General features: G+C 71.8%; 23 protein-coding genes. 11 read left to right on the top strand and 12 right to left on the bottom strand.

Annotation, left to right across the window (positions count from 1 at the left end):
- Window positions 1-21: 21 nt before the first annotated feature.
- Together ACWD12_RS18920 and ACWD12_RS18915 are read right to left on the bottom strand one after the other, a co-directional pair.
- On the bottom strand, window positions 22-519 hold the full coding sequence (locus tag ACWD12_RS18920) for an RNA-binding S4 domain-containing protein (RefSeq protein WP_450100523.1): 498 nt from the start codon (window positions 517-519) through the stop codon (window positions 22-24).
- A gap of 336 nt (window positions 520-855) precedes the next feature.
- Entirely contained in the window at window positions 856-2,757 is a 1,902-nt protein-coding gene (locus ACWD12_RS18915; RefSeq protein ID WP_450100522.1) for an NAD-binding protein, read from the bottom strand.
- 413 nt (window positions 2,758-3,170) lie between these two features.
- Here ACWD12_RS18915 and ACWD12_RS18910 point away from each other — a divergent pair, with 413 nt between their 5' ends.
- Window positions 3,171-4,454: an ATP-binding protein gene (locus ACWD12_RS18910; RefSeq protein ID WP_450100467.1), complete on the top strand. Its 1,284-nt coding sequence runs from the start codon at window positions 3,171-3,173 to the stop codon at window positions 4,452-4,454.
- Between the two features lie 90 nt (window positions 4,455-4,544).
- On the opposite strand, the gene ACWD12_RS18905 is transcribed toward ACWD12_RS18910, so the two are convergent.
- The gene (locus ACWD12_RS18905; protein ID WP_358353439.1) at window positions 4,545-4,751 is read right to left on the bottom strand and encodes a hypothetical protein; all 207 of its coding nucleotides are present in this window, start codon (window positions 4,749-4,751) and stop codon (window positions 4,545-4,547) included.
- Window positions 4,752-5,133: 382 nt separating this feature from the next.
- Here ACWD12_RS18905 and ACWD12_RS18900 point away from each other — a divergent pair, with 382 nt between their 5' ends.
- Window positions 5,134-6,105, top strand: coding sequence for a hypothetical protein (locus ACWD12_RS18900; RefSeq protein ID WP_450100466.1), 972 nt, complete (start codon window positions 5,134-5,136; stop codon window positions 6,103-6,105).
- On the opposite strand, the gene ACWD12_RS18895 is transcribed toward ACWD12_RS18900, so the two are convergent.
- The 6 genes from ACWD12_RS18895 to ACWD12_RS18870 form a co-directional block, all read right to left on the bottom strand.
- Window positions 6,090-6,926 carry an acyl-CoA thioesterase domain-containing protein gene (locus ACWD12_RS18895; protein ID WP_450100465.1) on the bottom strand — a complete coding sequence of 279 codons (837 nt, stop codon included), beginning with the start codon at window positions 6,924-6,926 and terminating at the stop codon, window positions 6,090-6,092. The genes ACWD12_RS18900 and ACWD12_RS18895 overlap by 16 nt on opposite strands.
- Before the next feature lie 209 nt (window positions 6,927-7,135).
- Window positions 7,136-8,281 (bottom strand): NAD(P)/FAD-dependent oxidoreductase, encoded by a 1,146-nt coding sequence (locus ACWD12_RS18890; protein WP_450100521.1) that lies wholly within the window; start codon window positions 8,279-8,281, stop codon window positions 7,136-7,138.
- Between the two features lie 89 nt (window positions 8,282-8,370).
- Entirely contained in the window at window positions 8,371-8,559 is a 189-nt protein-coding gene (locus ACWD12_RS18885; RefSeq protein ID WP_358353445.1) for a ferredoxin, read from the bottom strand.
- A 58-nt stretch (window positions 8,560-8,617) separates the two neighbouring features.
- Window positions 8,618-9,502: a fumarylacetoacetate hydrolase family protein gene (locus tag ACWD12_RS18880; RefSeq protein ID WP_450100464.1), complete on the bottom strand. Its 885-nt coding sequence runs from the start codon at window positions 9,500-9,502 to the stop codon at window positions 8,618-8,620.
- A gap of 66 nt (window positions 9,503-9,568) precedes the next feature.
- Window positions 9,569-10,453, bottom strand: a complete 885-nt coding sequence (locus tag ACWD12_RS18875; protein WP_450100463.1) for a DODA-type extradiol aromatic ring-opening family dioxygenase — start codon at window positions 10,451-10,453, stop codon at window positions 9,569-9,571.
- Between the two features lies 1 nt (window position 10,454).
- Window positions 10,455-11,951, bottom strand: coding sequence for an aldehyde dehydrogenase (locus ACWD12_RS18870; RefSeq protein WP_450100462.1), 1,497 nt, complete (start codon window positions 11,949-11,951; stop codon window positions 10,455-10,457).
- Between the two features lie 135 nt (window positions 11,952-12,086).
- Here ACWD12_RS18870 and ACWD12_RS18865 point away from each other — a divergent pair, with 135 nt between their 5' ends.
- From ACWD12_RS18865 to ACWD12_RS18835, 7 genes are all read left to right on the top strand, one after another.
- Window positions 12,087-13,571: an aldehyde dehydrogenase gene (locus tag ACWD12_RS18865; RefSeq protein ID WP_450100461.1), complete on the top strand. Its 1,485-nt coding sequence runs from the start codon at window positions 12,087-12,089 to the stop codon at window positions 13,569-13,571.
- Window positions 13,568-14,314 carry a gamma-glutamyl-gamma-aminobutyrate hydrolase family protein gene (locus ACWD12_RS18860; protein WP_450100460.1) on the top strand — a complete coding sequence of 249 codons (747 nt, stop codon included), beginning with the start codon at window positions 13,568-13,570 and terminating at the stop codon, window positions 14,312-14,314. Before ACWD12_RS18865 ends, ACWD12_RS18860 begins: the two co-directional genes overlap by 4 nt.
- Window positions 14,315-14,679: 365 nt before the next feature.
- On the top strand, window positions 14,680-15,327 hold the full coding sequence (locus ACWD12_RS18855; protein ID WP_450100459.1) for a hypothetical protein: 648 nt from the start codon (window positions 14,680-14,682) through the stop codon (window positions 15,325-15,327).
- 87 nt (window positions 15,328-15,414) lie between these two features.
- Window positions 15,415-15,984: a hypothetical protein gene (locus tag ACWD12_RS18850; RefSeq protein WP_450100458.1), complete on the top strand. Its 570-nt coding sequence runs from the start codon at window positions 15,415-15,417 to the stop codon at window positions 15,982-15,984.
- A 15-nt stretch (window positions 15,985-15,999) separates the two neighbouring features.
- Window positions 16,000-16,488, top strand: a complete 489-nt coding sequence (locus ACWD12_RS18845; RefSeq protein ID WP_450100520.1) for an FAD:protein FMN transferase — start codon at window positions 16,000-16,002, stop codon at window positions 16,486-16,488.
- Entirely contained in the window at window positions 16,485-18,614 is a 2,130-nt protein-coding gene (locus tag ACWD12_RS18840; protein ID WP_450100457.1) for an MMPL family transporter, read from the top strand. The genes ACWD12_RS18845 and ACWD12_RS18840 overlap by 4 nt, the downstream gene beginning before the upstream one ends.
- 14 nt (window positions 18,615-18,628) lie before the next feature.
- Window positions 18,629-19,528, top strand: coding sequence for an SDR family oxidoreductase (locus ACWD12_RS18835; RefSeq protein WP_450100456.1), 900 nt, complete (start codon window positions 18,629-18,631; stop codon window positions 19,526-19,528).
- A gap of 74 nt (window positions 19,529-19,602) precedes the next feature.
- Here ACWD12_RS18835 and ACWD12_RS18830 read toward each other — a convergent pair whose 3' ends face one another.
- Entirely contained in the window at window positions 19,603-20,175 is a 573-nt protein-coding gene (locus tag ACWD12_RS18830; protein WP_358353501.1) for a MarR family winged helix-turn-helix transcriptional regulator, read from the bottom strand.
- Window positions 20,176-20,362: 187 nt separating this feature from the next.
- Between ACWD12_RS18830 and ACWD12_RS18825 the strand changes: the two genes are divergently transcribed.
- The gene (locus tag ACWD12_RS18825; RefSeq protein ID WP_450100455.1) at window positions 20,363-21,838 is read left to right on the top strand and encodes an APC family permease; all 1,476 of its coding nucleotides are present in this window, start codon (window positions 20,363-20,365) and stop codon (window positions 21,836-21,838) included.
- A 36-nt stretch (window positions 21,839-21,874) separates the two neighbouring features.
- Entirely contained in the window at window positions 21,875-22,813 is a 939-nt protein-coding gene (locus ACWD12_RS18820) for a TIGR03619 family F420-dependent LLM class oxidoreductase (RefSeq protein ID WP_450100454.1), read from the top strand.
- 21 nt (window positions 22,814-22,834) lie between these two features.
- Here the strand turns inward: ACWD12_RS18820 and ACWD12_RS18815 are convergent, their stop codons facing one another.
- Both ACWD12_RS18815 and ACWD12_RS18810 read right to left on the bottom strand, forming a co-directional pair.
- The gene (locus ACWD12_RS18815; RefSeq protein ID WP_450100453.1) at window positions 22,835-24,424 is read right to left on the bottom strand and encodes a hypothetical protein; all 1,590 of its coding nucleotides are present in this window, start codon (window positions 24,422-24,424) and stop codon (window positions 22,835-22,837) included.
- 125 nt (window positions 24,425-24,549) lie between these two features.
- The gene (locus ACWD12_RS18810; RefSeq protein WP_450100452.1) at window positions 24,550-24,939 is read right to left on the bottom strand and encodes a hypothetical protein; all 390 of its coding nucleotides are present in this window, start codon (window positions 24,937-24,939) and stop codon (window positions 24,550-24,552) included.
- Window positions 24,940-24,976 lie beyond the last annotated feature (37 nt).

Raw genomic sequence — 24,976 nt, 5'->3', positions numbered from 1 at the left:
TAACGGCAGGCCCCTACGGCTTCAAGGGGCGCCCGGACCGCTCCGCAGTTGGTCCATCAGGCGGCGGTCGCGCTTCGTGGGCCGGCCGGTGCCCCGGTCGCGGATGCCGACGGCCGCGGCGACCTCGCGCGGCGGGGGCGGCGGGCTGTTGTCGGTGTAGCACTCGACGGCGACGGGCGCGCCCACGCGCTTCAGGATCAGTTTCGTGACGACGACGATCCGCTCGCGGCCGTCGAGGCGCATCCGCACCTCGTCGCCGATCTTGAGCGACTGCGCCGGTTTGACGCGGTCGCCGTTGACGCGGACGTGGCCCGCCTTGCACGCGGCGGCGGCGATCGAGCGGGTCTTGGTGAGCCGCACGGCCCAGATCCAGGCGTCCACGCGCACGCTGGTCGGGGCGTTCCCGTCAGTACCTGCCATGCGTCCGACTCTAACCCGGGGCGCGGCGACGGTTGTGCGGGTTTCGTGCGCACCACAAGTGGACCCGCCAACTCCATTGACGCGCCCCCTGGTTCGCAGGAGTCTGCGCGCAGGACGCCGAGTCGGACCATGTGCCGGTGGAGGACGGGAGCCAGGAGGCCGGCACGGAGACGGACTCCTCCCCGGGTTCCGCGTCGGGCTCCTGAGCGGAGGAGTCCGACGGCCGGGCACCGGAGAACCGGGGCCCGGAGAACCGCAGAGGGGTCTGCACAGGGGCGCCGGGTAGGGGAAGGGGCCCGGCGTCCCGGCACGTCAGGCACATGTCGGGGACACGTCGGATTGGCACCTCAGGGCCACTCAGAGACGCATATCAGGGACGCATTTCAGGGACGCATCTCGGTGACGCACGTCCAGAGCGCACGTCCAGAGCGCACGTCACGCACGCGTGTCAGCGGGGTTGGCCCCCTCGGCCGCCTGCGCCTGGGCATCGCCCGCGGCCTGCCGTACGCCCCCGCCGCCCCCGCCTCCTCCCCCGTTCGGACGCCGCTGGAGCAGGTCCGCCAGGCCGCGCCGCGTCGTGGCCAGGACCACCCGGTCGCGGGCCTGGAGCACGTACCCCTGGTGCAGCCCCCAGGCCAGCTCGGGCTGCCGGTGGCCGTCCCCTATGGTCGGCGACAGGGCGCGCCGGTCCCGCGGGTCGGCGAGGTCGAGGGCGAGGATGCGCCACGCGCCGGGCCGGAACGCCTCGTCGACGGTGCGACCAAGTAGCTCCGGGTGGTTGCCGACCTCCAGTGCCACGAAGACCAGCACCTTGCGTTCCACCGGCAGCGCGCCGAGGATCTGACGTCCCATCATCGCCGCCGCGAACGACGGTGCCGCGAGGGTGGAGACGCTGCGGCTGCGCGTCGTGGCCTGCGGGAACGACGCGCGCATCGCCTGGTTGACGACCGCCGCGAAGTCGTCCTCGAACAACCGCATCACCACGCGGATGGCAGGGTTGAACTCCCGGGCATACAACGCGGTTTCGAGGTTGCTGCCGTCGCTGCTGGTGAGGGCGAGCACGGCCTGCGCGCGTTCGATCAGCGCCGACTCCAGTACGCCTTCCTGCGTCGCGTCGCCTATGACGACCGGCACGTGCAGCGCCCGGGCCAGGGCCACGCCGCGTGCCTTGGGATCGCGTTCGATGCAGACCACCGCGACGCCGAGAGCGTGCAGGCGGTCGAGGACGCGGCTGCCGACCCGGCCGAGCCCCATCAGCACGATGTGGCCGGTCAGGCCGCGCGGGGGCGGGCGCAGCGACGTCGCGGTGCGGAACGAACCGAGCGCCTGCAGGACCACCGCGAACAGGACCGGGAGCAGCGCCAACCCGGTGAGTCCGGACAGGAGTTGCAGGATCTGGCGGCCCTTGCGCTCGCCGATGGCCGGGTCGCCCAGGCTCAGCAGGTCCAGGATCGACAGGTACGCGGCCCGCAGCGGCGGCTCCCGCGTGACCTGCCACGTCAGCACCGCGAAGAGCGCTTCGAGTGCGACGAGTATGGCGACGGCCAGCATGAGCCTGCGGGAGAACAGTTCGCGGAACGGCACACGCGGCAGCTTCCCCAGCGGACGCCGCGGCGGGACGTTGTCGGGACGCGCCGACTCGCGCGTGACCGCCTCCAGCACCACCCGGCTGCGGGTCAGCGACGCGGTCTCCACCTCGTCGTCGTCGGGCAGCAGCATCGGGCCGCGCGGCGGCACCGGGCCCTCACCGCGGCGCTCCGATGCGGTGTCGGACAGCAGTGCGAGCGTGCAGAGTTCGCCCAGCTCCATGGTGACGACCGGGTCCCCCGCGGCGCGGTCCGCGGCGCGCAGGAGCAGGCCGTCCGCCTCCACGATCCGACTGCGCTGACCGGCCAGCGCCGCCGCGACGAGGGCCGGGGCGGCGGTGTCCGCGTCCGAGAGCACGGTCACTTCGGCGGCCGACGCGTGTGCGGTGGCACGGGAGAGCAAGTCCTCCACGTAGCGGCCGAGTTTGCGGTTGAAGATCCGGATGACCAGGCGCACGGACGGGTTGATGCGGCGGGCCCGGAGAGCGGCGTGGATGTTGGTCTGGTCGTCGGTGTACGTCAGGGCGACCGCTTCGGCGTGCTGCACCCCCGCCGACAGCAGGGCCGCCTCGCTGGGCTCGGCGGCCTCGCGTACCGTCACCGAAAGCCGTTCACCGCGGGCGAGTTCGGCGATCAGCGGACCGTTGCCGGACTGCGTGGAGGGCACCAGCGCGGTGACGGGCTGGTCGTAGAGGCGTACGAGTTCGGCGGTGAGCCGGTACGCGAGTGCGTCGTCGCCGCACACCACCATGGCCGCCGCGCCCGAGGTCCGGCGCTCGGCGGGCGCGTGGGCGGCCGCCGGATCGGGGATCGCGGACCGGTCGGGCGCCTCCGGCCCGCCGGGGACCGCGGCCGGGTCGGCGACCTGGTCCCGTGGCGGAGCCGGGGCCTGGGCCGGGACGGCCGGAGCACTCGGTGGAGCCTGGTCGGCGGCTTCGCCGCCTGCGTGATCGGGAGCAATCGCCACCCCTCCACCCTGCCGCAACCGTTCGGCTGCGGGGCGTGAACGACGCGGTCAATCCGCACACCGGCGCAATCCGGCTGCCGCACTTGTCCACTTGGGAGGAGTCGCGCGCCCCTCGACCGCGCCTAGCCTTCGGCACTCGACCACCGCGTCCGACCCCCTGCCCGGGGTCGGTCGCGCGCGCCGCTGGAGGTTTGCCGATGGGCTGGATCGTTCAGGACTACCGCGAGGACGACCTCGCGGCCGTCGTACACCTCATCGACACGACGTCGGGCCTGGGCCCGGACTCCGTCTTCTCCGTGTCGGAGTGCATCACCGCCCTCACCGCGCGCCAGCCCGCCGTCGTCGCGCGCCGCGACGGGGAGGTGATCGGGGCCGCGCTCGCCACCGTCGCGGAGGGGCGCGCGTGGGTGATGCGCATCGCGCTGGCGCCGTCGCTGCGGGGGCTGGGCCTGGCCAGCGCGCTGCTGCTGGCATTGGAACGGCGCCTGGTCGAGATGCGGGTGCGGCGCATCGCGTACGTGCTGCCGGAGGAGGACCTGCTCCAGGAGGGCCTGGTCACCGCCGGGTACGACCGGCGCCCCGCGGTGGCGTACTTCGAGAAGGTGGAACCGGTCGACGACCGGGCCGCGGACGTCCTGGAGCGGCTGGGCGGGCGAGTGCTGGCGGGCGACCTGTGGTCGCGCCTGGCCGGCATGGAGGAGGAGAAGACGCTGATCGAGCGCCGGGTGGTGCTGCCGCTGGCCGATCCCGAGCGGGCCGAGCGGCACGGTGTCGAACCGCCGCGCGCCATCGCCCTGTTCGGTCCGCCCGGCACCGGCAAGACCACGTTCGCGCGCGGCATCGCGTCACGGCTGGGCTGGCCGTTCGTCGAACTGCTGCCGTCCAGGCTGGCCGACAGCGGCAACCTCGCCGCGGCCCTGCGGGAGGCGTTCGCGCGCCTGGCCGAACTCGACCGCGTGGTGGTGTTCATCGACGAGGTCGAGGAGATCGCGCCGGTGCGCCAGTTCGAGTCCACGACGCCGCCCGGCGGCACGCACTCGGTCACCAACGAACTGCTCAAGCTGATCCCCGCGTTCCGCGAGCGCAACGAACGGCTGCTGGTCTGCGCGACCAACTCCGTACGGTCGCTGGACCCGGCGTTCCTGCGGCCGGGCCGGTTCGACTACGTGATCCCGATCGGCACACCCGACAACGCGGCGCGGCGGGCGATGTGGGGGCGGTACGCGCACGCGCGGCGTACCGACGTCGATCTTGAGGCGCTGGTGCGCGCCAGCGAGTTGTTCACGCCTGCGGACATCGAGCACGCCGCGCGCATCGCGGCGCAGGCGTCGTTCGAACGGGACCTGGACCTGCCCGCGTCGACGGTCGCGGGGGCCGGTACGCGGGACTACCTGGAGGCGGTGGCGCAGTGCCGCCCGACCGTGACGCCGGGCATGGTCGCGGACTTCCGGGTGGACATCACGACTCACGCGCGCGTGTAGGGGGTACGCGCACAAGCCGGAGGGGCGTCGAGCCGAGGTCCGGCGACTCGGGGCGCGTCGGGTCGGGCCCGGCCAGCCGGCCGTGGCGGCTCAGGGGGTTGCGGCGTCGAAGCCGTACGACAGCGGCTCGCCGTTCCGGCGCCGGTAGACGTACAGCGCCTGCACCTGGGCCTCCGAGGCCGGGGTGTCGACGGCGCACGGGTAGACGACCTGGAGCACGGACGGCCGGTCCACCACGCGTACGGTGAGCCCGTCGGCGGGTCCGCCGCCCAGTGTCGCCACTTCCCAGTCCACCATGGTTCCTCCGGATCGAGCGGTGCCCCGTGCAAGGAATCGAGCCAACTGTAGAGACAGTTCGCTGCCGCCCCTGCGCCGGGGCGGCCGACGGCGTTGGCTGCCGCCGCCGCGTCCGGATATCTGCTCCGGCACCCGCGCATGCGCGCAGGCCCCGGGGCGGGCGTCCGGGCGCGGCCCAATCTACATGACCGTAGATCTTGCTGCCCCGCCTGTCCGCCTATCGAACTACCGCAAGGTTGCCGCTGGTTGGCCGTCGCCTGTCCGGACCGCGTGGAACAGGGTGCATTCCGCGGCACGAGGCGGATCGAGCGGCGCGGGCCCGGCCCGCCGCCACCCTCGACCCCCAGGGAACCGTCGCGCGGGGACGTCCGTCTCACCCCGCATGGACCACGCACAGGCCACCGAACCGGAGCCCCACGATCCGCGCGACGACGGGCGCCACCTCCTCACGGTGATGGCCGGAGTGATGGTCGTGCTCATAGCGATCGCGGTCGTCCTCGCGGGGGACTGGTGGAACGAGGAGCGGCCCGGACGGCCCGGCGGCTCGCGGATCGACACGCGGACCCTGACCTGGGACCCCCAGGACCACGGCACGGGGTTCACGGTCGCGGGGTCGTGGCGCGAGTACGTCGCCACTCGCACGGACGACGACAGTCGGGCCGCCGCCATGACCGCGCCCCCGACCGACTTCGCGCGCAATGTGGTGGTCACCGCGTCCGTATCGACGAAGTGCGTGCCGGCCACCGCCATGCGCCTCTACGCGGACGGCAACGAACTGGGCGTGGACGTGGACGTGCCCGGCGGCGACACCGATGACTGCGACCGGTACAACTTCGCCACGGCCGACTTCGAGGTGCCGCGCGAACTCCTGCCCGCCGCACCGGTCTTGGACGGGAACACGCCGCGCAGCGCGGGCGTCGGCATACTTCGCAGCACCACCCTGGTCACCGCGCAGCCGGACCTGGGTGTCGTCGCAGCCGAGGTCCCGGACGAGGAGGCGGCGCGCTCGTGGCTGGCCGGCCTCGGCGGACTGCCCGGTACGCAGGGTGTGTCGGCCCCGAAAGACCTGGCGGCGGCGTACCGGAACCCGGAGGCGGCGACCTTCGACCTGTCGCGCGAGCGCACCTTCGCGTTCCTGTACCCGGTGTGCGAGTCGTACGCCGCGCAGTTGCGGCACGGGCCGGACGGTCGACTGGAACCGGCGAAGGCGGAGACTCCGAAACCGGGCGCGGGAGCGATGCCGGCCGCGACGGAGTCGTGCGCGCCGACGGCGTACCGCCTGGCTGTGTTCTCGCTCGCCCCGGAGGAGGTTCCGGCCCACCCGCCCATCCTGCACATCTACGTGCGCGGGTAGACGCGGCACTGGCTCGTGCCGGTGGCCCGCACCGTGCCGTCCGGCGTGACGAGCGTCCCCTCGGTGGCGGCGAGCAGGCCGTCGACGCGGCCGCGTGCCTCGAAGAAGGTCAGGGCCGGGTGGCGGGGTCGCGCGTACCAGGTGGCCGTCAGGTCGAGGGTCATCATGGCGATGTCCGGCGTGGTGCGGTGGGCGGCGTCCATGAGGTGGGTGTCGAGCATCATCAGGTCGCCAAGGCGCTCGGCGACACCGTCGGGCGACCCCCCGACGTGCCCGTCGAGTACGCCGGGTACGCCGTCCCGCACGTCCTTGGCCGGGGCCGTCCACAGCGACAGCACGTCGCCGCCGTCGACGAAGGTCGTCTGGAACTCCTCGTTCGACAAGGGGAATTCCACCGCCCACTCGGCGAACCCGGCGAGGCAGGGGATAAACTCCTCCGTCCAGTGCACACGAGGGCACGCGGACACCGGCGGCACGTCGGCGAGGCGATCCGTCGCGGGACCGCTCTCGGCGAGCAGCGAGGCGTCCACGAACCAGCACTGGGCGGCCAGCACGACGGCGCCCTCCTGACGGACGGTCACCTGGTACGCGGCGGCGGTGCGCCCCTCCACGAGCGGCTCGGCTTCGATCCGGAGTTCACCCACGCGCGCCTGCCGGGTGAACACCGCCCGGAACGTGTGCAGCACGCGGTCGCCGGCGGCCCGGACGGCCGCCAGAGCCGCGAGAGCAGCCGTCCATCCTCCGAAGCCGCGGCCGTCCATGCACTGGAGGTCCGACAACTCGCTGGAGAGAGTCCCGTCGGCCAAGCTGCGCAACACCATGTCCCCGAGCGGTGTGGCGACCTTCGTATCCCCGTCCAACCCCCGGCCCCCGTCCAAGTCCCGTCCCGCGTCCAGGTCCCGAACCCGTACACGGTCACCGTCGGATCCTGCCACGACCCCGTAACCACATACAGAGCGACATTCAGGCTGCCACGTTCAACCCGCCGCAGGTCGGCGCGCGACGCGGGGCCGGGGCCGGCCCGGCCCCGCTACAGGAGCGCCCCCCGGTAGCGGGCCGCCGTCGCCGCGGCGCCGCCGCCCAGCGCCACGACACCCACCAGGCGCCCTTCCGCGTGGTAGCCCACCACACAGTCGGCGTCCAACTCCCCTTCCAGCACCCGGATATCGGCGGCTCCCAGGCCCGGTGCGCCGAACGACTGGAGCCGTTCGGCGTATTGGTCGGACCAGAACGTCGGCAGCGGGGCGAACGGCGCATCGTCCGGCTCGGCACCGGTAAGGTGCGCCACGAGCGTGCGGGCGGCACGCTTGGCCGAGTCGGTCGGGATGCTCCAGTGCTCGACGCGCCGCGGCACGCCGTCGTAGCGGGCGTTGGGGAACCGGGCGATGTCGCCGACGGCCACCACTTCCGGGCGGCCCTCGACACGCAGGAGCGCGTCGCACAGCACGCCGTCGGAGAGGTCGAGTCCGTTGCCTTCGAGCCACGCGGTGTTGGGGCTCGATCCGACCGCCTCCACGACTACGTCGGCGGGCAGGTGCGTCCCGTCGTCGAGGACGACACCTGTCACGGCGTCAATGCCCCTGAAATGACCGATGGTTCGGCCCAGGTGGAAGGCGACGCCACGGACCTCGTGCCGACGGCGGAGTGCCGCACCGAGTTCGGCGCCCAGCGGCCGCAGCATGGGTTCGGCCTCCGGGGCGACCACCGCCACCTCCGCACCGAGTCCGCGTGCGGTGGCGGCGACTTCGCAGCCGATGAACCCGGCGCCGACCACCACGACGCGGGAGCCGGGAGTCAGCGCGCCGCGCAGGCCTTGGGCGTCCTCCAGGGTCCGGACGACGTGGCGGCCCTCGGCCGGGCCGGGGCAGGGCAGCCGGCGGGGGCGGATGCCGGTGGCCACGACCAGTCCCGCGTACGGAAGTCGCGTGCCGTCCGCGAGGGAAACGTGCCGGGCGTCGAGGTCGGCGGCCACCGCCCGCACGCCCAGCCGCCACTCCACGTCGGCGGTGGCGGACCGGGCACGGAAGGCGACCGCCTCGTGCGACACGTCGGACGCCAGGACCTCCTTGGACAGCGGAGGCCTGTTGTACGGCATGTGCTTCTCGTCGCCGACCACGGTGATCGGCCCTGACCAGCCCGCGGCGCGAAGTTGTTCGGCCGCTCGCAGGCCGCCCATCGAGGCGCCGACGACCACGACTCGGCGGGGGTGCAGGGCGTCCGAAGTGTCCCGGGCGACCGGGGCGACCACTTCGTGTGCCGCCACCGTCAGTCCTCGATGGTGATGGCCTGCAACGGGCATACGTCGGCGGCGTCTTCGACCGCCTCGCGCAGCGCGTCGTCGGGCTCGGCGACGTATTCGAGTCGCCCCGCGGCGTTGATCTGGAACACCTCGGGTGCGGAGAAGACACACTGCCCGTGGTCCTGGCAGCGCTCCATGTCGACGACGATCTTCACCGTTCGGCTCCTTCTGATCGCACCGGCGCTTCCGCCGGAGGGACGTGCGGATTCGGTTTCAGGGGCGCTTGGGCGCCCGGATGCCGCGGAACTCCCAGTCGCCGCCGAGGGCCGTGGACAGGACTTCTTCGGACTCGGTCGGCTGCGCACCGCAGTCGTCGCGGACCGGGACGGGCCCGGTCACGATGCGGTTGGTGAGGCGCCCGAGGCCCTCGGCCTCCACCTCGACGACATCGCCCGGCTGGACGGGCCGCGACCCGGCGGGCGTGCCGGACAGCAGGACGTCTCCCGGGTGGAGCGTGATGGTGCGGGCAATGTCCGCGACGAGGTAGTGCATGTCCCACTCCATCTCGTCGGTGGAACCGTCCTGCACGACCTCGCCGTTGACGTACGTGCGCAGCGTCTTGCCGCGGAAGTCCCAGCCTTCGACGAGTCCCGGGCCGAGCGGGCACAGCGTGTCCGAGCCCTTGACGCGGAGCATCGAGCCCGCGTCGGTGTCGCGGAAGTCGTGCAGGCCGTAGTCGTTGGCCAGGGTGTAGCCGCGGATGTACGCCCCCGCCTCAGCGGGCGACACGTTGCGGCACGTGCGGCCGATGACGATGGCGATCTCGCCCTCGTAGTTGAGGTACTTGCAGCCCTCGGGGCGCACGACGGCGCCGCCGTGCGAGTTCAGTGCCGAGGTCGGCTTGTGGAAGTACGTCGGCGCGGGCGGCAGCGAGGTCTGGAACTCCTGGACGCGGCTGCGGTGGTTGAGGTGCACCGCGATCACCTTGCCGGGCACCACGGGAGGCAGGTGGTGCGCGTCGGAGGTCTTGACGCGGCGGCCGTCGGCGGCGATCAGCTCGTCGCCCTCGCGGACCACCTCGACGGTCGCGCCGTCGAGCAGGATCCGGCGGTACTCCGTGGTGGGCTGTGGGGTGGTGGGCTGTGGGGTGGTGGTCAACGGTGTTCCTTCGGAAGTGTGCGGTGCACGGCGGTAGTTCGGCGGGAGTCCGGGCGAGGGGCCGCGTCAGGTGGCCCAGCCCGCCGCGGGGCGGTCGAACCACATGTGGGCCTGGCCGGTCCCGGTGGCGTTCTCGTACGTGCCGTACATGCGTCCGGGCGCGGTGCAGCGCTCCTCGCCGAGGGCGCCCAGCATCATGAGGTAGTGACCGAAGCGCGCCTCGGGCTTGTACTGCATGAAGTCCGGCATGGCGCGCAGGATTTGCGCGTGGTCTCCCTGCTCCATCCAGCCGAGGCGGTCCTCGTCGGCCTTGCGCGCCTCGGGTGTGCGCACGTGCCGGGGGTGCGAGGCCTCGTGGTCGCGCAGTTCGCGCAGGTTCCAGAAGGTGTGCGAGAGTGCGCCGGAGGCGACGAGGAGGACCTTGCGGTCGGTCTCCGCGATGGCGTCGGCGAGCGCGCGGCCGAGTCGCAGGTTGTCCTCGACGTCGGCGGTCTGGCAGCAGCCGACCGACATCCAGCGCTTGCCGGGGACGCCGAGGTAGTGCCACAGGTTGACGGTCGCGTAGTGGATGGGCAGGTACGGGTCGTCGATCGGGGTGATCCACGTTCCGTGCTTGTCCGCGAACTTGGCCGTGTTGCGGGCGAGTTCCGGGTCTCCAGGGAAGTCGTACCGGATGCGGCACATGCCGCGCGGGAGTTCCTCGGAGGTGTAGAGCCCGGCGCGGTGGTGGTGCGCGGCGATGACGTACTCGACGGTGGTGGCCCAGTGCGAGTCGAAGACGACGACGGTGTCGTAGTCGAGTTCCGGGTTCGCGAAGACCTGCTCGCGCAGCTCGCGCAGTCCGGTGACGAGGCTGATCTCGCGGCCCTCGTTCAGCTCGAACCGTACGTCGCGCGGCAGCATGATGGTGGGCGCGTGCGCGACGAGGCCCGCTCCGACGATCTCCCCCATGTCAGTGCCATCCGTTCGGCGAGGTGACGGTGTTCTTCACGTCGCAGTAGAAGTCGAAGCTCCAGGTGCCGCCTTCGCGGCCGACGCCGGACTGGCGCGAGCCGCCGAAAGGCGCCTGGAGGTCGCGTACGAAGAAGCAGTTGACCCAGACGGTGCCCGCGACCAGGCGGGCGGTGACGCGGTCCGCGCGCTCGCGGTCGCCGGTGGCGACGGTCGCGGCGAGGCCGAAGCGGGTGTCGTTGGCGAGGGCGACGGCCTCCTCCTCGTCGGTGAAGGCCTGGAGGGTGAGGACGGGGCCGAAGACCTCCTCCTGCACGATCTCGGCGTCCTGGGCGACGTCGGCGAGGAGGGTCGGGCGGTAGTACAGGCCGCCGAGTTCGGTGTTGGGGCCGCCGCCGACGACGACGCGGGCGCCGGAGTCGACCGCGCGCCGGACGAAGCCGTCGACGCGGGCGAGGTGGTCGGCGTGGATGTTGGGGCCGATGCCGGTGGCCTCGTCGCGCGGGTCGCCCTGCACGAGCGCGGCGGCGCGTTCCACGAAGCGGGCGGTGAACTCCTCAACCACGGACTCCTCGACGAGGATGCGGGTGGCGGCGAGGCAGACCTGTCCGGCGTTGTCGTACTGCTCGACGGCGAGGTCGGCGGCGAGGTCGAGGTCGGCGTCGGCGAAGACCAGCAGCGGTGACTTGCCGCCGAGTTCGAAGCTGGTGGGGGTGAGGTTCGCGGCTGCGGCGGCGCCGATGGCGCGGGCGGTGGGGACCGAGCCGGTGAAGCTGATGCGGCGTACGTCGGGATCCTTGACGAGCGCCGCGCCGACTTCCTCGCCGTAGCCCTGGACGACGTTGAACACGCCCGCGGGCAGCCCGGCTTCGGCGGCGATGTCGGCGAACAGCGAGGCGGTGAGCGGGGTCCACTCGGCGGGCTTGAGGACGACGGTGTTGCCGGCCGCGAGGGCCGGGCCGATCTTCCAGGTGGCCAGCATGAGCGGCGCGTTCCAGGGCGTGATGAGCACGCACGGTCCGGCGGGGTCCCAGGAGACGTGGTTGTTGTGGCCGCGTGTGTCGAAGTCGCCGTGGTCGAGGCGGTCGGTGAGCCAGTCGGCGAAGAAGCGCATGTTGTGCGCGACACGCGGCATGACGCCGCGCAGGTGCGAGCGCAGCAGCGCGCCGTTGTCGGTGGTCTCGACGATGGCGAGGTCCGCGAGGCGCTTCTCGACGCCGTCCGCGACGGCGTGCAGGATCCGGGCGCGCTCGGCGGGCGGCGTGGCGGCCCACCCGGGGAAGGCCTCGCGGGCCGCGGCGACGGCGGCGTGGGCGTCGGCCGCCGTACCGCGGGCGATGCGGGCGATGACGGTGCCGTCGACGGGCGAGACGTCGGCAAAGGTGTCCGCCGACCCGACCCGTTCGCCGCCGATCCAGTGCCGGGTGTCGACGGCGACGCCGGCGACGGTCGCGACGGCCGCGGGTGCCGCGGCGCTCACGGCGGTGGCCTCGGTCATGGGGAACCCTCCATATCGTTTGACCCCAAACAATTTACTGAGGGCCGAGGACGCAGGTCAACCCCTTGCCCCGGACGTACGGCTGAGTATCGTTTGACCTCAAACAATAACCTCGACCCGCGGGAGCCGGACGCCATGACCGACCTCACCCACGCCGACTGGCAGGCCCGGGCCGCCGCCTTCCGGCCCGTGACGCAGCACCAGATAGCCGGCGCCGAGCACGCGGGCGGCGGCGCGTCCTTCACCGTCGTCTCGCCGCGCGACGGCAAGGTGCTCGCCGAGGTCGCCCGGGCGGGCGCGGCCGAGGTCGATCTCGCGGTAGCCGCGGCACGCCGCGCCTTCGACGACGGGCCGTGGCCGCGACTGTCCCCCACCGACCGCGGCCGGGCCCTCGTACGTCTCGCCGACCTCGTCGAGGCACACCGCGAGGACCTGGCGCTGGCGATCTCGCTGGAGATGGGCAAGCCGGTCACCGAGGCGTACGGCATCGAGCTCCGCGCGGTGGCCGACACCTTCCGCTGGTACGGCGAGACCGCCGACAAGCTGATCGACGAGGCCCCGCAGACCGCGCACGACGCCGTGGCGCTGGTGACGCGCGAGCCGGTCGGCGTGGTGGCCGCCGTAGTGCCGTGGAACTTCCCGCTGACCATGGCCGCGTGGAAGGTCGCCCCGGCGCTCGCGGCGGGCTGCACGGTCGTCCTCAAGCCCGCCGAGCAGTCCCCGCTGTCCGGCCTGCTGCTCGGCCGCCTCGCCCGGGAGGCGGGCCTGCCGCCGGGCGTCTTCAACGTCGTCGCGGGCGAGGGTCCGGAGGCGGGACGGGCGCTCGGCCTGCACCCGGACGTCGACGTGCTCGCCTTCACCGGATCGACGGCGGTCGGCCGGCACTTCCTGCGGTACGCCGCCGACTCCAACCTCAAGCGCGTCTGGCTGGAACTGGGCGGCAAGTCGCCCAACATCGTGTTCCCGGACGCCCCCGACCTGGCCGCGGCGGCCGCCACCGCCGCATGGGGAATCTTCTTCAACCAAGGCGAGATGTGCACCGCCCCGTCCCGGCTGCTGGTACACGCGTCGGTCGCGGACGAGGTCGTGGACGCGATCGTCGAGCGCGGCCGTACGCTGCGCGTCGGCGACCCGCTGGACCCCGCCACAGAGATGGGCGCGCTCGTCACCGAGGACCACCTCGCGCGGGTGCGCGGGCACATCGAGCGGGCGTCGGCGGAGGGCGCGCGACTGCGGTGCGGGGGCTTCCGCGTGGACCGGGCCGGGTCGTACCTGGAACCGACGGTCTTCGACCGCGTGACGCCCGGCATGGCCATCGCCCGCGAGGAAGTCTTCGGACCGGTCCTGTCCGTCATGGCGTTCGAGACGGAGGCGGAGGCGGTGCGGCTCGCGAACTCGACCGAGTACGGCCTCGCGGCCGCGGTCTGGACGTCGAACCTCGCGACCGCGCACCGGGTCTCACGCGCCGTCAGGGCCGGGACAGTGTGGGTGAACTGCTACGAGGAAGGCGGCCTGAACGTGCCCTTCGGCGGCGTCAAGCAGTCCGGCCACGGCCGCGACAAGTCGCTGCACGCGCTCGACAAGTACACCGACCTCAAGACGACCTGGATCCAGCTGTGACGCGGCCGTTGATCGCCCTGCCGTGCCGGTTCGCGGCGCGTACGTCGGCGCTGCGCTACTCGGCCGAGGTCACCGCGCGGGCGCTGGCCGAGGCCGTGTACCGAGCGGGCGGCGAGCCGTTCATGATGCACCCGGCCGAACCGCGGCACGCCGCGGAGCGGTTGGCGCGCTGCGACGGCCTGCTGCTGCCGGGCGGCGGCGACCTCGCGCCGCACACGTACGGCGCGGCGGACGTACACGAGGAGGTGTACGACGTCGACGACGCCCAGGACGCCTTCGACCTCGCCGCGATCCGGTACGCGCTGCGGTCCGGACTGCCCACGCTGGCCGTCTGCCGCGGCATGCAGGTGCTGAACGTGGCCCTGGGCGGCACCCTGACCCAGGACATGCCCACCCACCACCGGCACCTCGTGCACCCCGTGCGACTGCGGGAGGGCTCCGCGGTGGCGGCGGCGATGGGGACGGATGTGGGGAGGGCTGTGCGGAGGGCTGTCGGGAGGGATGTGGGAACGGAGAAGATCGAGGCGTCCTGCTACCACCACCAGTCCCTCGACCGCCTCGGCCGCGGCCTGACCGTCACGGGGCGGGCCGCGGACGGCACCGTCGAGGCAGTCGAACTCCGGGAGGCCAAAGGGCTGTTGCTGGCAGTCCAGTGGCACCCGGAGGACACCGCGGCGACGGACGAGGCGCAGCACGGCCTTTTCACCGCCCTCGCCGAGGCCGCGTCACGGCACCACGGGTAGGCGGCAGCCGCGAGGCATTCACCGGGATACGCCGGCCGGGACGCGTAGGCCGGGCGCTTGGCCCGGACCCATCTGCTGGCACCCGTGGGCCGGACGCGGCAGCCGGGACGCGGCGGCCCGGATCCGCGCGTTTGCGGATCCCGGCCGGCGTGGGGAGCCTGGAGGGACGTGTCCATCCGGCTTCGCGGCCCCGGGAGGCGTACATGCGCATCGCGCGGAAACCACAGAATCCGGCCTCCGGGCACAGGCGTCGCCGACATCACCGACCTCGCAGATACGGCAGATACGGCGGATACAGCGGATACGGCGGATTTGGCGGCCGTCGCGGAAAAGCAGCGGTCGTCGCCGGGGCGGCCTGCGCACTGGTGCTCGCCGCCGGCCCCCTCCCCGCCGAGGCGGAGGACGGCGTCCCCACGCCCGAAACGCTGAGCCAGGCACTCCTGGAGCCCACCGACGTCGGGCCGGAGGTGGCCGAGGACCCCGAGAGCCCTCCGGCCGACGACGAGGCCACCGACCCGACCGGCTGCCCGGCACTCGACAGCCTCCGCGACACACCCTCCCCGGGTGAGCCCGACCCCTGGCCCGAAGTGCAGCTCGTCGCGGACGCCGTGTTCATCGAGGAAAAGCTCGTGGCCGGCCCGCCCGAGACCGTCGCGGCGAACCACGCGGTGCTCCGCGAGGCGCTCACCAGTTGCACCACGCTCTCGTTCCCCTCGAACGTCGGCGGCCCGCCGCTGACGCTGAACCTGTCCCCGGTCACCTTCGGCGGCCCGGACTCGGTGGCCGTACGCATGGACGGTGCCTACGAGGACGTCCCCGTCAACGGCTACATCGTGCTCGAACCGCTCGGCGCCGTGGAGTTGGTCTACATGTTCGTCCAAGCCGGCGACGACTCCCCGGAATTCGCCTCGGAGGTCTACGCCCTCGCCGTCGACAAGGTCCACCGCGTCGTCGGCCCGGCCGCCGGACCCCCCAAGCCCCTCGCCACCCCCATCCCGGGCACCGTACTCTGAACCGCCCAACTACGACCGCGGCGCCCGCTTCTGCCGGCCCACGCATGGGCAAAGGCGGTGTCCTTGCGCCCCGGTACGGTCGGGCCGGTGACCAACTCGTACACGACGCTGTGGACCCAGGGCAGGTGCCGCTACCTGCGTGACACCGGATACGGCGGGAAACGCCTGTCCACTCTGATAGCCAGCGGACACCAATCGCTACCGAGCTTCTTGAGCGCGGGCCTGCAACCCGGCGACCACATCTTTCCGGTCTCGGTCACCAAGGGACGAATCCGCGTCCTCGGACGGCTCGAAGTCGCACGAAGCGTCTCGCTCCTGCACTACCAGACGCCGGAGAAGATGCTCACGCCCGAGGAGCACGAGCGCTTTCTCGATTGGTACCCGGACGGTTTGGAAGGCTGCGCCCGCGAAATCCTCGTCGGCACGGCCGGGACGCCCCTCGACTTCGAGACCGTGGTGCCTCCGACGATGTTGGAGCGGCTCACGTACACGTCACGGCGGGGCGAACGCACCCTGAAATACGTCGAGGACGGTCTCCTCAAGCGTTTTGTCAGCCTCCAAGGCGTCTACCGATTGGCCGCGGGATCGGCGGCGGAAATGCACGCGCTCGTCCGCGACACCGCCGACAGGGTGGGACCGGACCCCCGAACCGCCTGACCTGCGCCACGGCGCATCGACGTCCGCCACCCCGAAACCGCCGGTCAACTCTGCGCGGTCCTGGACATCCACGACGCCGCGGTCGCCACCTCGGCCCGCTACGAGCACGGCGACCACATCCTCGACGGCCGCACCGGCCGTCCCGCGACCGAGCTCCTCGGCCTGACCGTCGTCGCGCCGTCCCTCACCGAGGCCGACGCGACCGCGACAGCCGCCTTCGCCATGGGCCGCCGCCCGCGAAGCCTGCGAGGTCTGCGCCCGACCACCAGGTCTTCCGCACCCCAGACCTCCCCCTCGCCGCCCGAGCGCCGATCCGCCTGCCCGCACCTACGACGCGGAGAACACGGTCACAATCGCGTTGGACCGCAAGGCTGTGGCTCGGGCTGCGGGATTGTGGGGGTGGTGGGAGGCTGGGTGAATGGGTCCGGCGGAGGGGGTGCCGGGGCCGGTGCACGTGACGCTCGGGGTTTCGGTGATCGGAAGATTCCGCGGAACGTCCCATGAGTCCGACCCAAAGACTTGCATCCCTCCCCTGTGGCCGCCGTACGAAGTGGGCGGTCGTGGTGATCTGGCTCCTTCTGCTGGTGGTGGCCGGGCCGTTGGCCGGCAAACTGTCGGACGCCGAGGACAATCAGGCGTCCAGTTGGCTGCCCGGCAACGCGGAGTCGACGAAAGTCATCGACGAGCAGAAGAACTTCGAGGCCACGACGACCTTGCAGGCCGTCGTGGTCTACGAACGTCCAGGGGGCGTCACTCCCGCCGACACGGCCAAGGCCACGAGCGACGCGGCGGAGTTCGCGACCGCGCCGCATGTCGTCGGGCCGGTAGTCGGGCCGGTCGTGTCGCCTGACGGCGAGGCGATGCAGACGATCGTGCCGATCGAGGTCGGCGAGGAGGGTTGGGAGAACCTCACTCCGGCCGTCGACCGGCTGCGGGACGTCGCGGACGCGAACGACCAGGGCATGACCACGCACGTGACCGGTCCGGGCGGTATCGGGGCCGACCAGGCGGAGGCGTTCGAGGGGATCGACAGCACGCTGCTCATCGCGACGGTGTCGGTGGTCGTGCTGTTGCTGCTGCTGACGTACCGCAGCCCGGTGTTGTGGTTGTTCCCGTTGTTGGCTGCGGGTGTGTCGTTGGTGGTCTCGCAGGCGGTCATCTACCTGCTGGCGGAGCACGCGGGGCTGACCGTCAACGCGCAGAGCGCGGGCATCCTGATCGTGTTGGTCCTGGGTGCGGGGACGGACTATGCCCTCTTGCTGACGGCCCGCTACCGCGAGGAACTTCGGCGGCACGAGGACCGGCACGAGGCGATGGCTCTGGCGCTGCATCGTGCGGGGCCGGCGATTCTGGCGAGTTCGGCGACGGTCGTCATCTCGATGCTGTGCCTGATGGCCGCGGAGATGAACTCGACGCGTGGGCTGGGACCGGTGTGTGCGATCGGCGTGTTGGTGGCTCTGGCCGCGATGCTCACGCTGTTGCCGGCTTTGCTGGTGGTCGTGAGCCGCTGGGTGTTCTGGCCGGTCAAGCCGACGTACGGGAGCGATGAGCCGACGCGGTCCGGCCGTTGGGCGCGCATCGGCAATGCGATCGCGCGGCGGCCGCGCAGGGTTTGGATCGGAACCGGGCTTGCGCTGGCGGCGTGCACGGTCGGGCTGGTGTCGCTGAACGCGACCGGCCTGAGCGCGGCGGACGGCTTCACCGACAAGCCGGATTCGGTGGTCGGCCAGGAGGTGCTGGACCAGCACTTCCCGGCCGGCACCGGCGACCCGATCTCGGTGATCGCGAACGCGCCCGCGACGCCCGAGGTCGAGGCGGCCGTACGCGCCGATCCCGGGGTATCCGCCGTGACACCGGCGGCAGTTGAGGGCGACCGGGCGTTCTTCCAGGCGACCGTCAACGACCGTCCGGACAGCCAGGCGGCGAAGGACACGGTGGAACGCGTACGCGACGCCGTGCACGCGGTGCCGGACGCGGACGCGCGCGTCGGCGGCGGTACGGCGGTGATCATGGACGCCGAGCACGCCGCCACGCAGGACAACAAGGTGATCATCCCGCTGGTGCTGGTCGTGGTGCTGGTGATCCTCGGCCTGCTGCTGCGGGCCCTGGTCGCGCCGTTGGTGTTGATTGCGACGGTCGTGCTGTCGTACGCGGCGGCGCTCGGCATCAGCGTGTTCGTCTTCGAGCACGTCTTCGACTTCGCGGGCCAGGACAACGCGTTCCCGCTCTTCGTGTTCGTGTTCCTGGTCGCGTTGGGCATCGACTACAACATCTTCCTGATGACTCGCGTACGCGAGGAAGCGGCACATCGCGGTACGCGTGAGGGCGCGGTGATCGGCCTCGCGGCGACGGGCGGCGTCATCACGTCGGCGGGTCTGATTCTGGCCAGCACGTTCGCCGTGCTCGCGACGCTGCCGGTCGTCGCCTTCACCGAGATCGGCTTCGCCGTCGCACTGGGCGTGTTGCTGGACACCCTGGTCGTCCGGTCCATCCTCGTCACCGCGTTGACCGTCGACCTGGACCGCCACATGTGGTGGCCGAGCCGACTGTCGAAACCGGATGCGCAATCGCGGGAATGGTCGTCCGACACGAGCAGTTCAGCGCCGCTCGGCCGAGGAACGGACGGCTGACGGGCCGTCCGCGGGTGGGTCGGGGACCACACCGTACGACCCACCGAACAAGTGGACCTCGCAAGGCCGTACGAGAGTCGTGCGCGGCAACGGCCGAAGCGGCCGCGCGGCTCACCGCGGCCGGGGCCGACGTCCACCACGGTTCGCTCGACGACCTCGACGACCTGCGTAAGGCCGCCGCCTCGGCGGACGGCGTCGTCCATCTCGCCTTCAAGCACGACATCGCCTTCAGCGGCGACCACCCCGGCGCGGTCGCGGCCGACCACCGCGCGATCGAGGCACTCGGCGACGGCCTCGCCGGTTCCGACCGGCCGCTCGTCATCGCTTCCGGAATCATCGGGCTCGGGGACGGGCGCGTACTCACCGAGCGCGACGGGACCGCCGACGCGCCCGCCGCCGAGGAAACCAACGCGCGCCTCGCCAACGCGCACCTGACCCGGGCGCTGGCGGCCCGCGGCGCACGTTCGTCCGTCGTACGCCTGGCTCCGACCGTCCACGGCGCCGGGGACTACGGCTTCGTCCCGGCCCTGATCGGCATTGCCCGCGACAAGGGCGTCTCCGGCTACGTGGACGACGGCGCCAACCGCTGGCCCGCCGTGCACCGGCTCGACGCCGCACGGCTGTTCCGCCTCGCGGTGGAGTCCGCACCGGTCGGCGCGACGCTGCACGGGGTCGCGGACGAGGGCGTGCCCGCACGTACGATCGCGGAGGTGATCGGACGGCGGCTCGGCATCCCGGTGGTCGCGGTCCCGCGGGCCGAGGCGGACGAACACTTCGGCTGGATCGCGGGGGTCTTCGCGTCCGACATCCCGACCTCGAACGCTCTGACGCGCGAACTCCTGGGCTGGGAGCCCACGCAGATCGGATTCGTCGAAGACCTGGACCGCCACTACTTCGACACGCCCGCCGCCTGACCACCCGCCCCACCGGGGAACTCGGCATGGTCCGGTGAACGCCAAGGGGCGGCGCCGGGCACAGGGGTACCGCCTCAGGACTTCGGGCGGCGGCCGCTGCGCCTGGGCTTCGGGGCCTGGCCGGCGAGCAGTTCCTCGCGGCGTTCCTCGCCCTTCGCCTCCAGGCGGGCGACGATCTTGCGCAACCCGGCTGCCAGGTCCAGGCATTCGTCCGCCGTCAAGTCGTCGGTGACGAAAGCTTCCTCCGCGTTGAACGCGGGGAACACCCTCGCCATCAGCTCCTCGCCCGCGGGCGTCAGCCCGAGCAGCACCAGGCGTCCGTCCGAGGCGTGCTGAGTGCGCTTCAGCAGCCCCCGTGTCTCCAGGGTGCGCGCGACGCCGGTCAGCGTGCCCTTGGAGATGCCGGCTTCCTCGGCGACGTGCCGGGTCTCCGACTCCCCCCAGATCCACACCTCCCACAGCACGGTGAACGCCGTCCACGTCAGCTCCGCCTCCCGGAGCACGGAGTTCTCCAAGTGCTGCCGAACCGCCGTCGCAGCGCGGTAGATGTTCGACACCGCGGCCATCTGCTCGCGGCGCAGCGGGATGTCCCCCAGCCGCGCCTGGACGACCTTCTCGGTCTCGGTGATGGTCCGCTTGCCGACCACGTGCGTGCTCTCCCGTCGCTTCCGCGTCACGACGTCCACCACGTCGCTCCGCCCGAAATCTAGCCCTTGTGGCGGCCTGTTTGCATCCGTACGATCAGCCACACCGCAGACCGTACGGACCCAAACGATCCGCCGGACAGTGTCCCGTCCTCCCTGATCCGGCGTCCACCCCCACGGGAGACCCGCCATGGCCGTCGAGGAACCCCCGGTACGCAGAGCGACCCGCACCACTGCCGACGACGCGCCGCCGCCCCGCGGCTCGCTCGGCGTGGCGCACATCGTCTTCTTCGTCGTCGCCGCCTCCGCGCCCCTCACCGTCGCCGCCGGCGGCATCCCGCAGAGCCTCGCCGTCACCGGTACCACCGGCATCCCGCTCGTCTACCTGCTCCTCGCCGCAATGCTCGTGGTCTTCAGCGCCGGGTACGCCGCCATGAGCCGCCGCATCACCGGCGCCGGCGCCTTCTACGCGTACGTCTCGCACGGCCTCGGCCGCGTCCCGGGGGTGGGCGCCGCCTTCATCGCGCTCGTGGCGTACAACGCCATGCAGGTCGGCATCTACGGCCTCTTCGGCTTCACCACCGCCGACTTCCTCGACGCGAAGTTCGGCTGGGACATCCCGTGGTGGGTCGTCGTCTTCGTCGGCATCGGCCTCGTCGGGATCCTCGGCTACCTGCGCATCGACCTCAACGCCCGCGTCCTCGCCGTCCTCCTCGTGGTCGAGACCGTCACCGTCGTCGTCTTCGACTTCAGCTCGTTCACCTCCGCGCCCGACGGCATCTCGTTCGACCCGTTCACGTGGGACGCGCTGACCGCGGGCTCGACCGGCGCCGCGTTCTGCTTCGTGATGGCGTCGTTTATGGGCTTCGAGTCGGCGGCCCTGTACGGCGAGGAGTGCAAGGACCCGAAGCGCACCATCGCCCGGTCCACGTACATCGCCGTCCTGGTGATCGGCGTCCTGTACGCGATCACCGCATGGGCCATGATGACCGGCGCGGGCACCGACAAGGCGGTGGCCGCCGCCCAGGAGAACGGGCCGAACCTGGTCTTCGTGCTCGGCGAGGACCAGATCGGCTCCGGATTCTCGGACACCGCGCAGGTGTTCCTCATCACGAGCCTGTTCGCCGCGCTGCTCTCCTTCCACAACGCGGTCGCCCGCTACTTCTTCTCGCTCGGCCGCGAGCAGGTGCTGCCGCGCGCGCTCGGGCGTACGCACGGACGCCACGACTCGCCCTACGTCGGCTCGTTGGCGCAGACCGCGCTTTCGTTCGCCGTCGTCGCGGTGTTCGCGTCACTCGACAAGGACCCGATGGCGACGCTGTTCAATTGGCTGACCAACCTCGGGGCCCTGGGCGTGATCCTGCTGCTGGTGCTCACCTCCCTCGCCGTGCTCGCGTACTTCCACCGCAACGGCCGGGCGGTCGGCGAGAGCAGTTGGAACCGGCTCGTCGCACCGGTCATCGCCGCCGTCGCCCTCGGCTTCGTATTCGTGCTCGCCGTACGCAAGTTCGGGGTTCTGCTCGGCGTCGACTCGGGCTCGTCGCTGCGCTGGATCCTGCCCGCGCTGGTCATCGGCGCGGGGGTTGTCGGCAGCGCGTACGGCGCGTGGCTGCGCGCCGCCCGACCCGACGTGTACGCCCGCATAGGGCGCGGCCCGCAGAGCTGACCGTACGTCACCACCACCACACAGCAAGGGAGATCGATGCCCGCCCCCGCCGCCCCCAGGCTCGTCCTCGTCCTCAGCGAGAACTGGACCCTGACCGACCCGCGTGACCTCCGCGGCCTGGTCGACATCGCGCGCGAGGCCGAGGACGCCGGCTTCGACGCCGTCATGGTGAGCGAGCACATCGTGCTCGGCAAGGGCGCCGACGCGAACGGCCTGATGGCCAATCCACGCGAGTACGCCCTGCCGGGCAACCAGGACCCCGCGACCCCCTGGCCCAACTCCCTGCTCCTGCTGTCTGCGATCGCCGCCGCGACCACGCGGCTCCGCCTGGTCGCGGCGGGCGTGATCGCGCCGCTGCGCCACCCGCTGGCCCTGGCACAGCAGTTGGCGACGCTCGATCTGCTGAGCGAGGGACGCCTCGTCGCACAGCCCATCGTGAGCTGGCACCGCCCCGAGTACGAAGCCCTGGGCGTGCCGTTCGCGCGGCGCGGCAAACTGCTCGACGAGCACCTCGCCGCATGGGAGGCCCTGTGGCGGGACACCCCGGCGTCGTTCGAGGGCGAGCACTACCGGTTCGAGGACGCGTACTTGGTCCCCAAGGCGTACCGTCCGGACGGCCCGCGCCTCTGGTTCGGCGGGAGTTCGGTGCACGGCGCGGTTCTGCGCCGCCTCGTCCGGTACGGCCACGGCTTCCACCCGCTCGGCCGACCGACCGCCGACGAGATGGCCGCACTGCGCGCCGCGATGACCGAGGCGGGCCGCGACGCCGACGCCCTCGAAATGGTCGGCGGCATCCGGCCCACCTTCCCGGATGACAACTCGCCGGCCCCGATCGCCCTCGCTCTCGAATCGATCCCCGAGCAGATGGCCCGTGGCTTCACCACCATCTGCGTCAAGCCGTCCCAGTACATAGACGAGCGCGCCGAAATCCCGTCCCTCTGCCGCGAGATCGTGCGCCGGGTCAGTGCCTTGTGAGGACGTACCGGTGTCCGCCGGTCAGTCGACCCAGTACTCGCGGCGTACGAACCAGTCGTGCAGACCCGGCGAGATCCAGCGCAGCGTCTCCGGCTCGTTCACGAACATCGTGTACGCCTCCGCGAACAGCTCGCCCTTCTTGTTCTTCGCCCAACTCGACTCGGCGTAAAAGGTGAACGGCGCGACGCCGAGCGCCTGCACCTGCGCGAGGAAGCGCTCCAGGCACACGGACGTGGCGGTCTTCTGGAAGGCCGCGACGTCGAGTTCGTGGCGCTTTCCCCACAACTCCCTTTGCTCGTCCCACAACTGGCCTATCTCCTTGCCGAGCGCCGTGCACTCGCGACTCTTCTCCGCGTAGAGGCTCGTGTCGGCCTGCTGCCCTGGACCCTGCAACCACGCTTCGAGGTCCCGCTTCTCCTTCTCCTTGGCCGCGATCCGGGCGTCCACGTCCGCGGTGTCGAACTTCGCGCAGCGTTTGCGCCAGTCCCGCAACTCCACGACGTGGCCTATCTCGTGCGCGAGCACCCAGTGCGCGTGCGGCCCCATCGTCTCCCCCGCCCCGACGAACCCGTAGTCGTCGGCCTCGAATACGGCGTCGAGCACGGTGATGGTGTGCGTGGAATGCCCGTACGAGGCCTTCTCGTGCTTGGCATCCGGATCCACTTCGTCGGGCCGCGCCCGCCGTACGAGCCGGCAGCCCGCGAGCGCCGCCCGGTCCGCGACCGGCAGTTTGCGGCAGACCGCGTAGAACTGGATGAGTTCGGGGACCGTCCAGTGCGCGTCGTCGTCGACGATCTCGCCCATGCCCAGGTCCGTACGGATGATCTGCTTGACCGCGTCGAGTCCGCGGGCGCCGTCTCCCCACAGCTTGAACGACGTGCCCTCGCAGGCCAGGGTCAGGCGGCGGTCGGCGCTGTCGTACCGCAGATGGAGGTACAGCACGGTGGTGCCGTCGGGCAGTTTGACCGGTGCGTTGACGGCCACGTCCCAGCGGTCGAGGTGCTTGTCGAACACCACCCGGGCGGCTTCGAAGGCCCAGCCGAGCGCGACCGCGCCGGGTTGCACGGCGAGACCGACGTCAAGACGCCGTACGCCCAGGTCGTACAGGACCGCGAGCGTCCAGGCCAGGTCCCGGTGATCGCCGCCGGCCACCGGCTCGCCGTCCACGGTGACGCGGCGGCCCTGCACGACGCATTGCCGATGCACCATCATGCGGTGTTCGGGGACGACGAGTTCGTCGGGAAGGGCGAGCAGGGCCTTGGCCTTGCGTTCGAGGCGGTTCAGCGTGGCGATCTGAGCCATGCAGACCCTGCCCAGTTCGGCCAGCGAGTCGCGGACCCCCGCGTCAGCCGGGCCTTGCCGGGCGGCGGCCGTCAGCGTGGCGCCCGCGGAGGCGATGAGACTGCGCGCGGCGGTGAGCACGCGCTTCTCGATGGCGTCGTCCTCGAGACGCTCGGCGAGTGCGCTGAACGCCTGCTTCAGAGCGTCCAGTTCGGTCTGGGCCTCGACCGGGGTGGCCAGGGCGTCCTCCGCCAGGTCGTCGAGCAGTCCCGGAAAGCCCGTCAGTCGACTGATGAGTTCGCGTAACGCGGCCAGCTGTTCTTCTGTCATGGAACCCCCTTGTCGTCCCAGGCTAGGGGGCCTGCCGGTGCCCGGTACGGCGTTCACGGACACGGCGCGAACGGACGCGCGGGGCGGGGAACCAGCCGGGGAACAGGGCGGGGGCGAGGTCAAGATCAGGGCGGTGAGTCGGCGTCCTGCGCGCCGTCCGCGACGAGTCGGTCGTACAGCGGCCAGGCGTCGACTTCGAGGCCGCGGACGGCGTCGGGCGGGAACAGGCCGTCGGCGGCCGCCATGTCGACGAAGCGGCGGACCACCCCTGGCTCGTGGAGGTTCAGTAGGTCGCGGCCGTTCGTGACGCACCCGGAGTACCACCAGCCGTCGGCGACGAACCGGCCGTTCCCGGCGCGGAACACCAGCCGCAGCACGGCCGACGTGCCGTCGCGGCGCAGCGACAGGACCTCGGCGCAGGAGCCGTCGGCGCCGTCGTGGTGCCGGTGGCGGACCGACCACCGCCAGGTCGTGTCCCCCACGACGAGACGCCGGTTGCGTCGATCATTGCCCATTGCCGAGACCCTATCGACCGTGTCGCGGCCGCACTCC

The sequence above is a fragment of the Streptodolium elevatio genome, from assembly GCF_053592165.1.
This window is presented reverse-complemented; position numbering and strand designations above follow the sequence as displayed.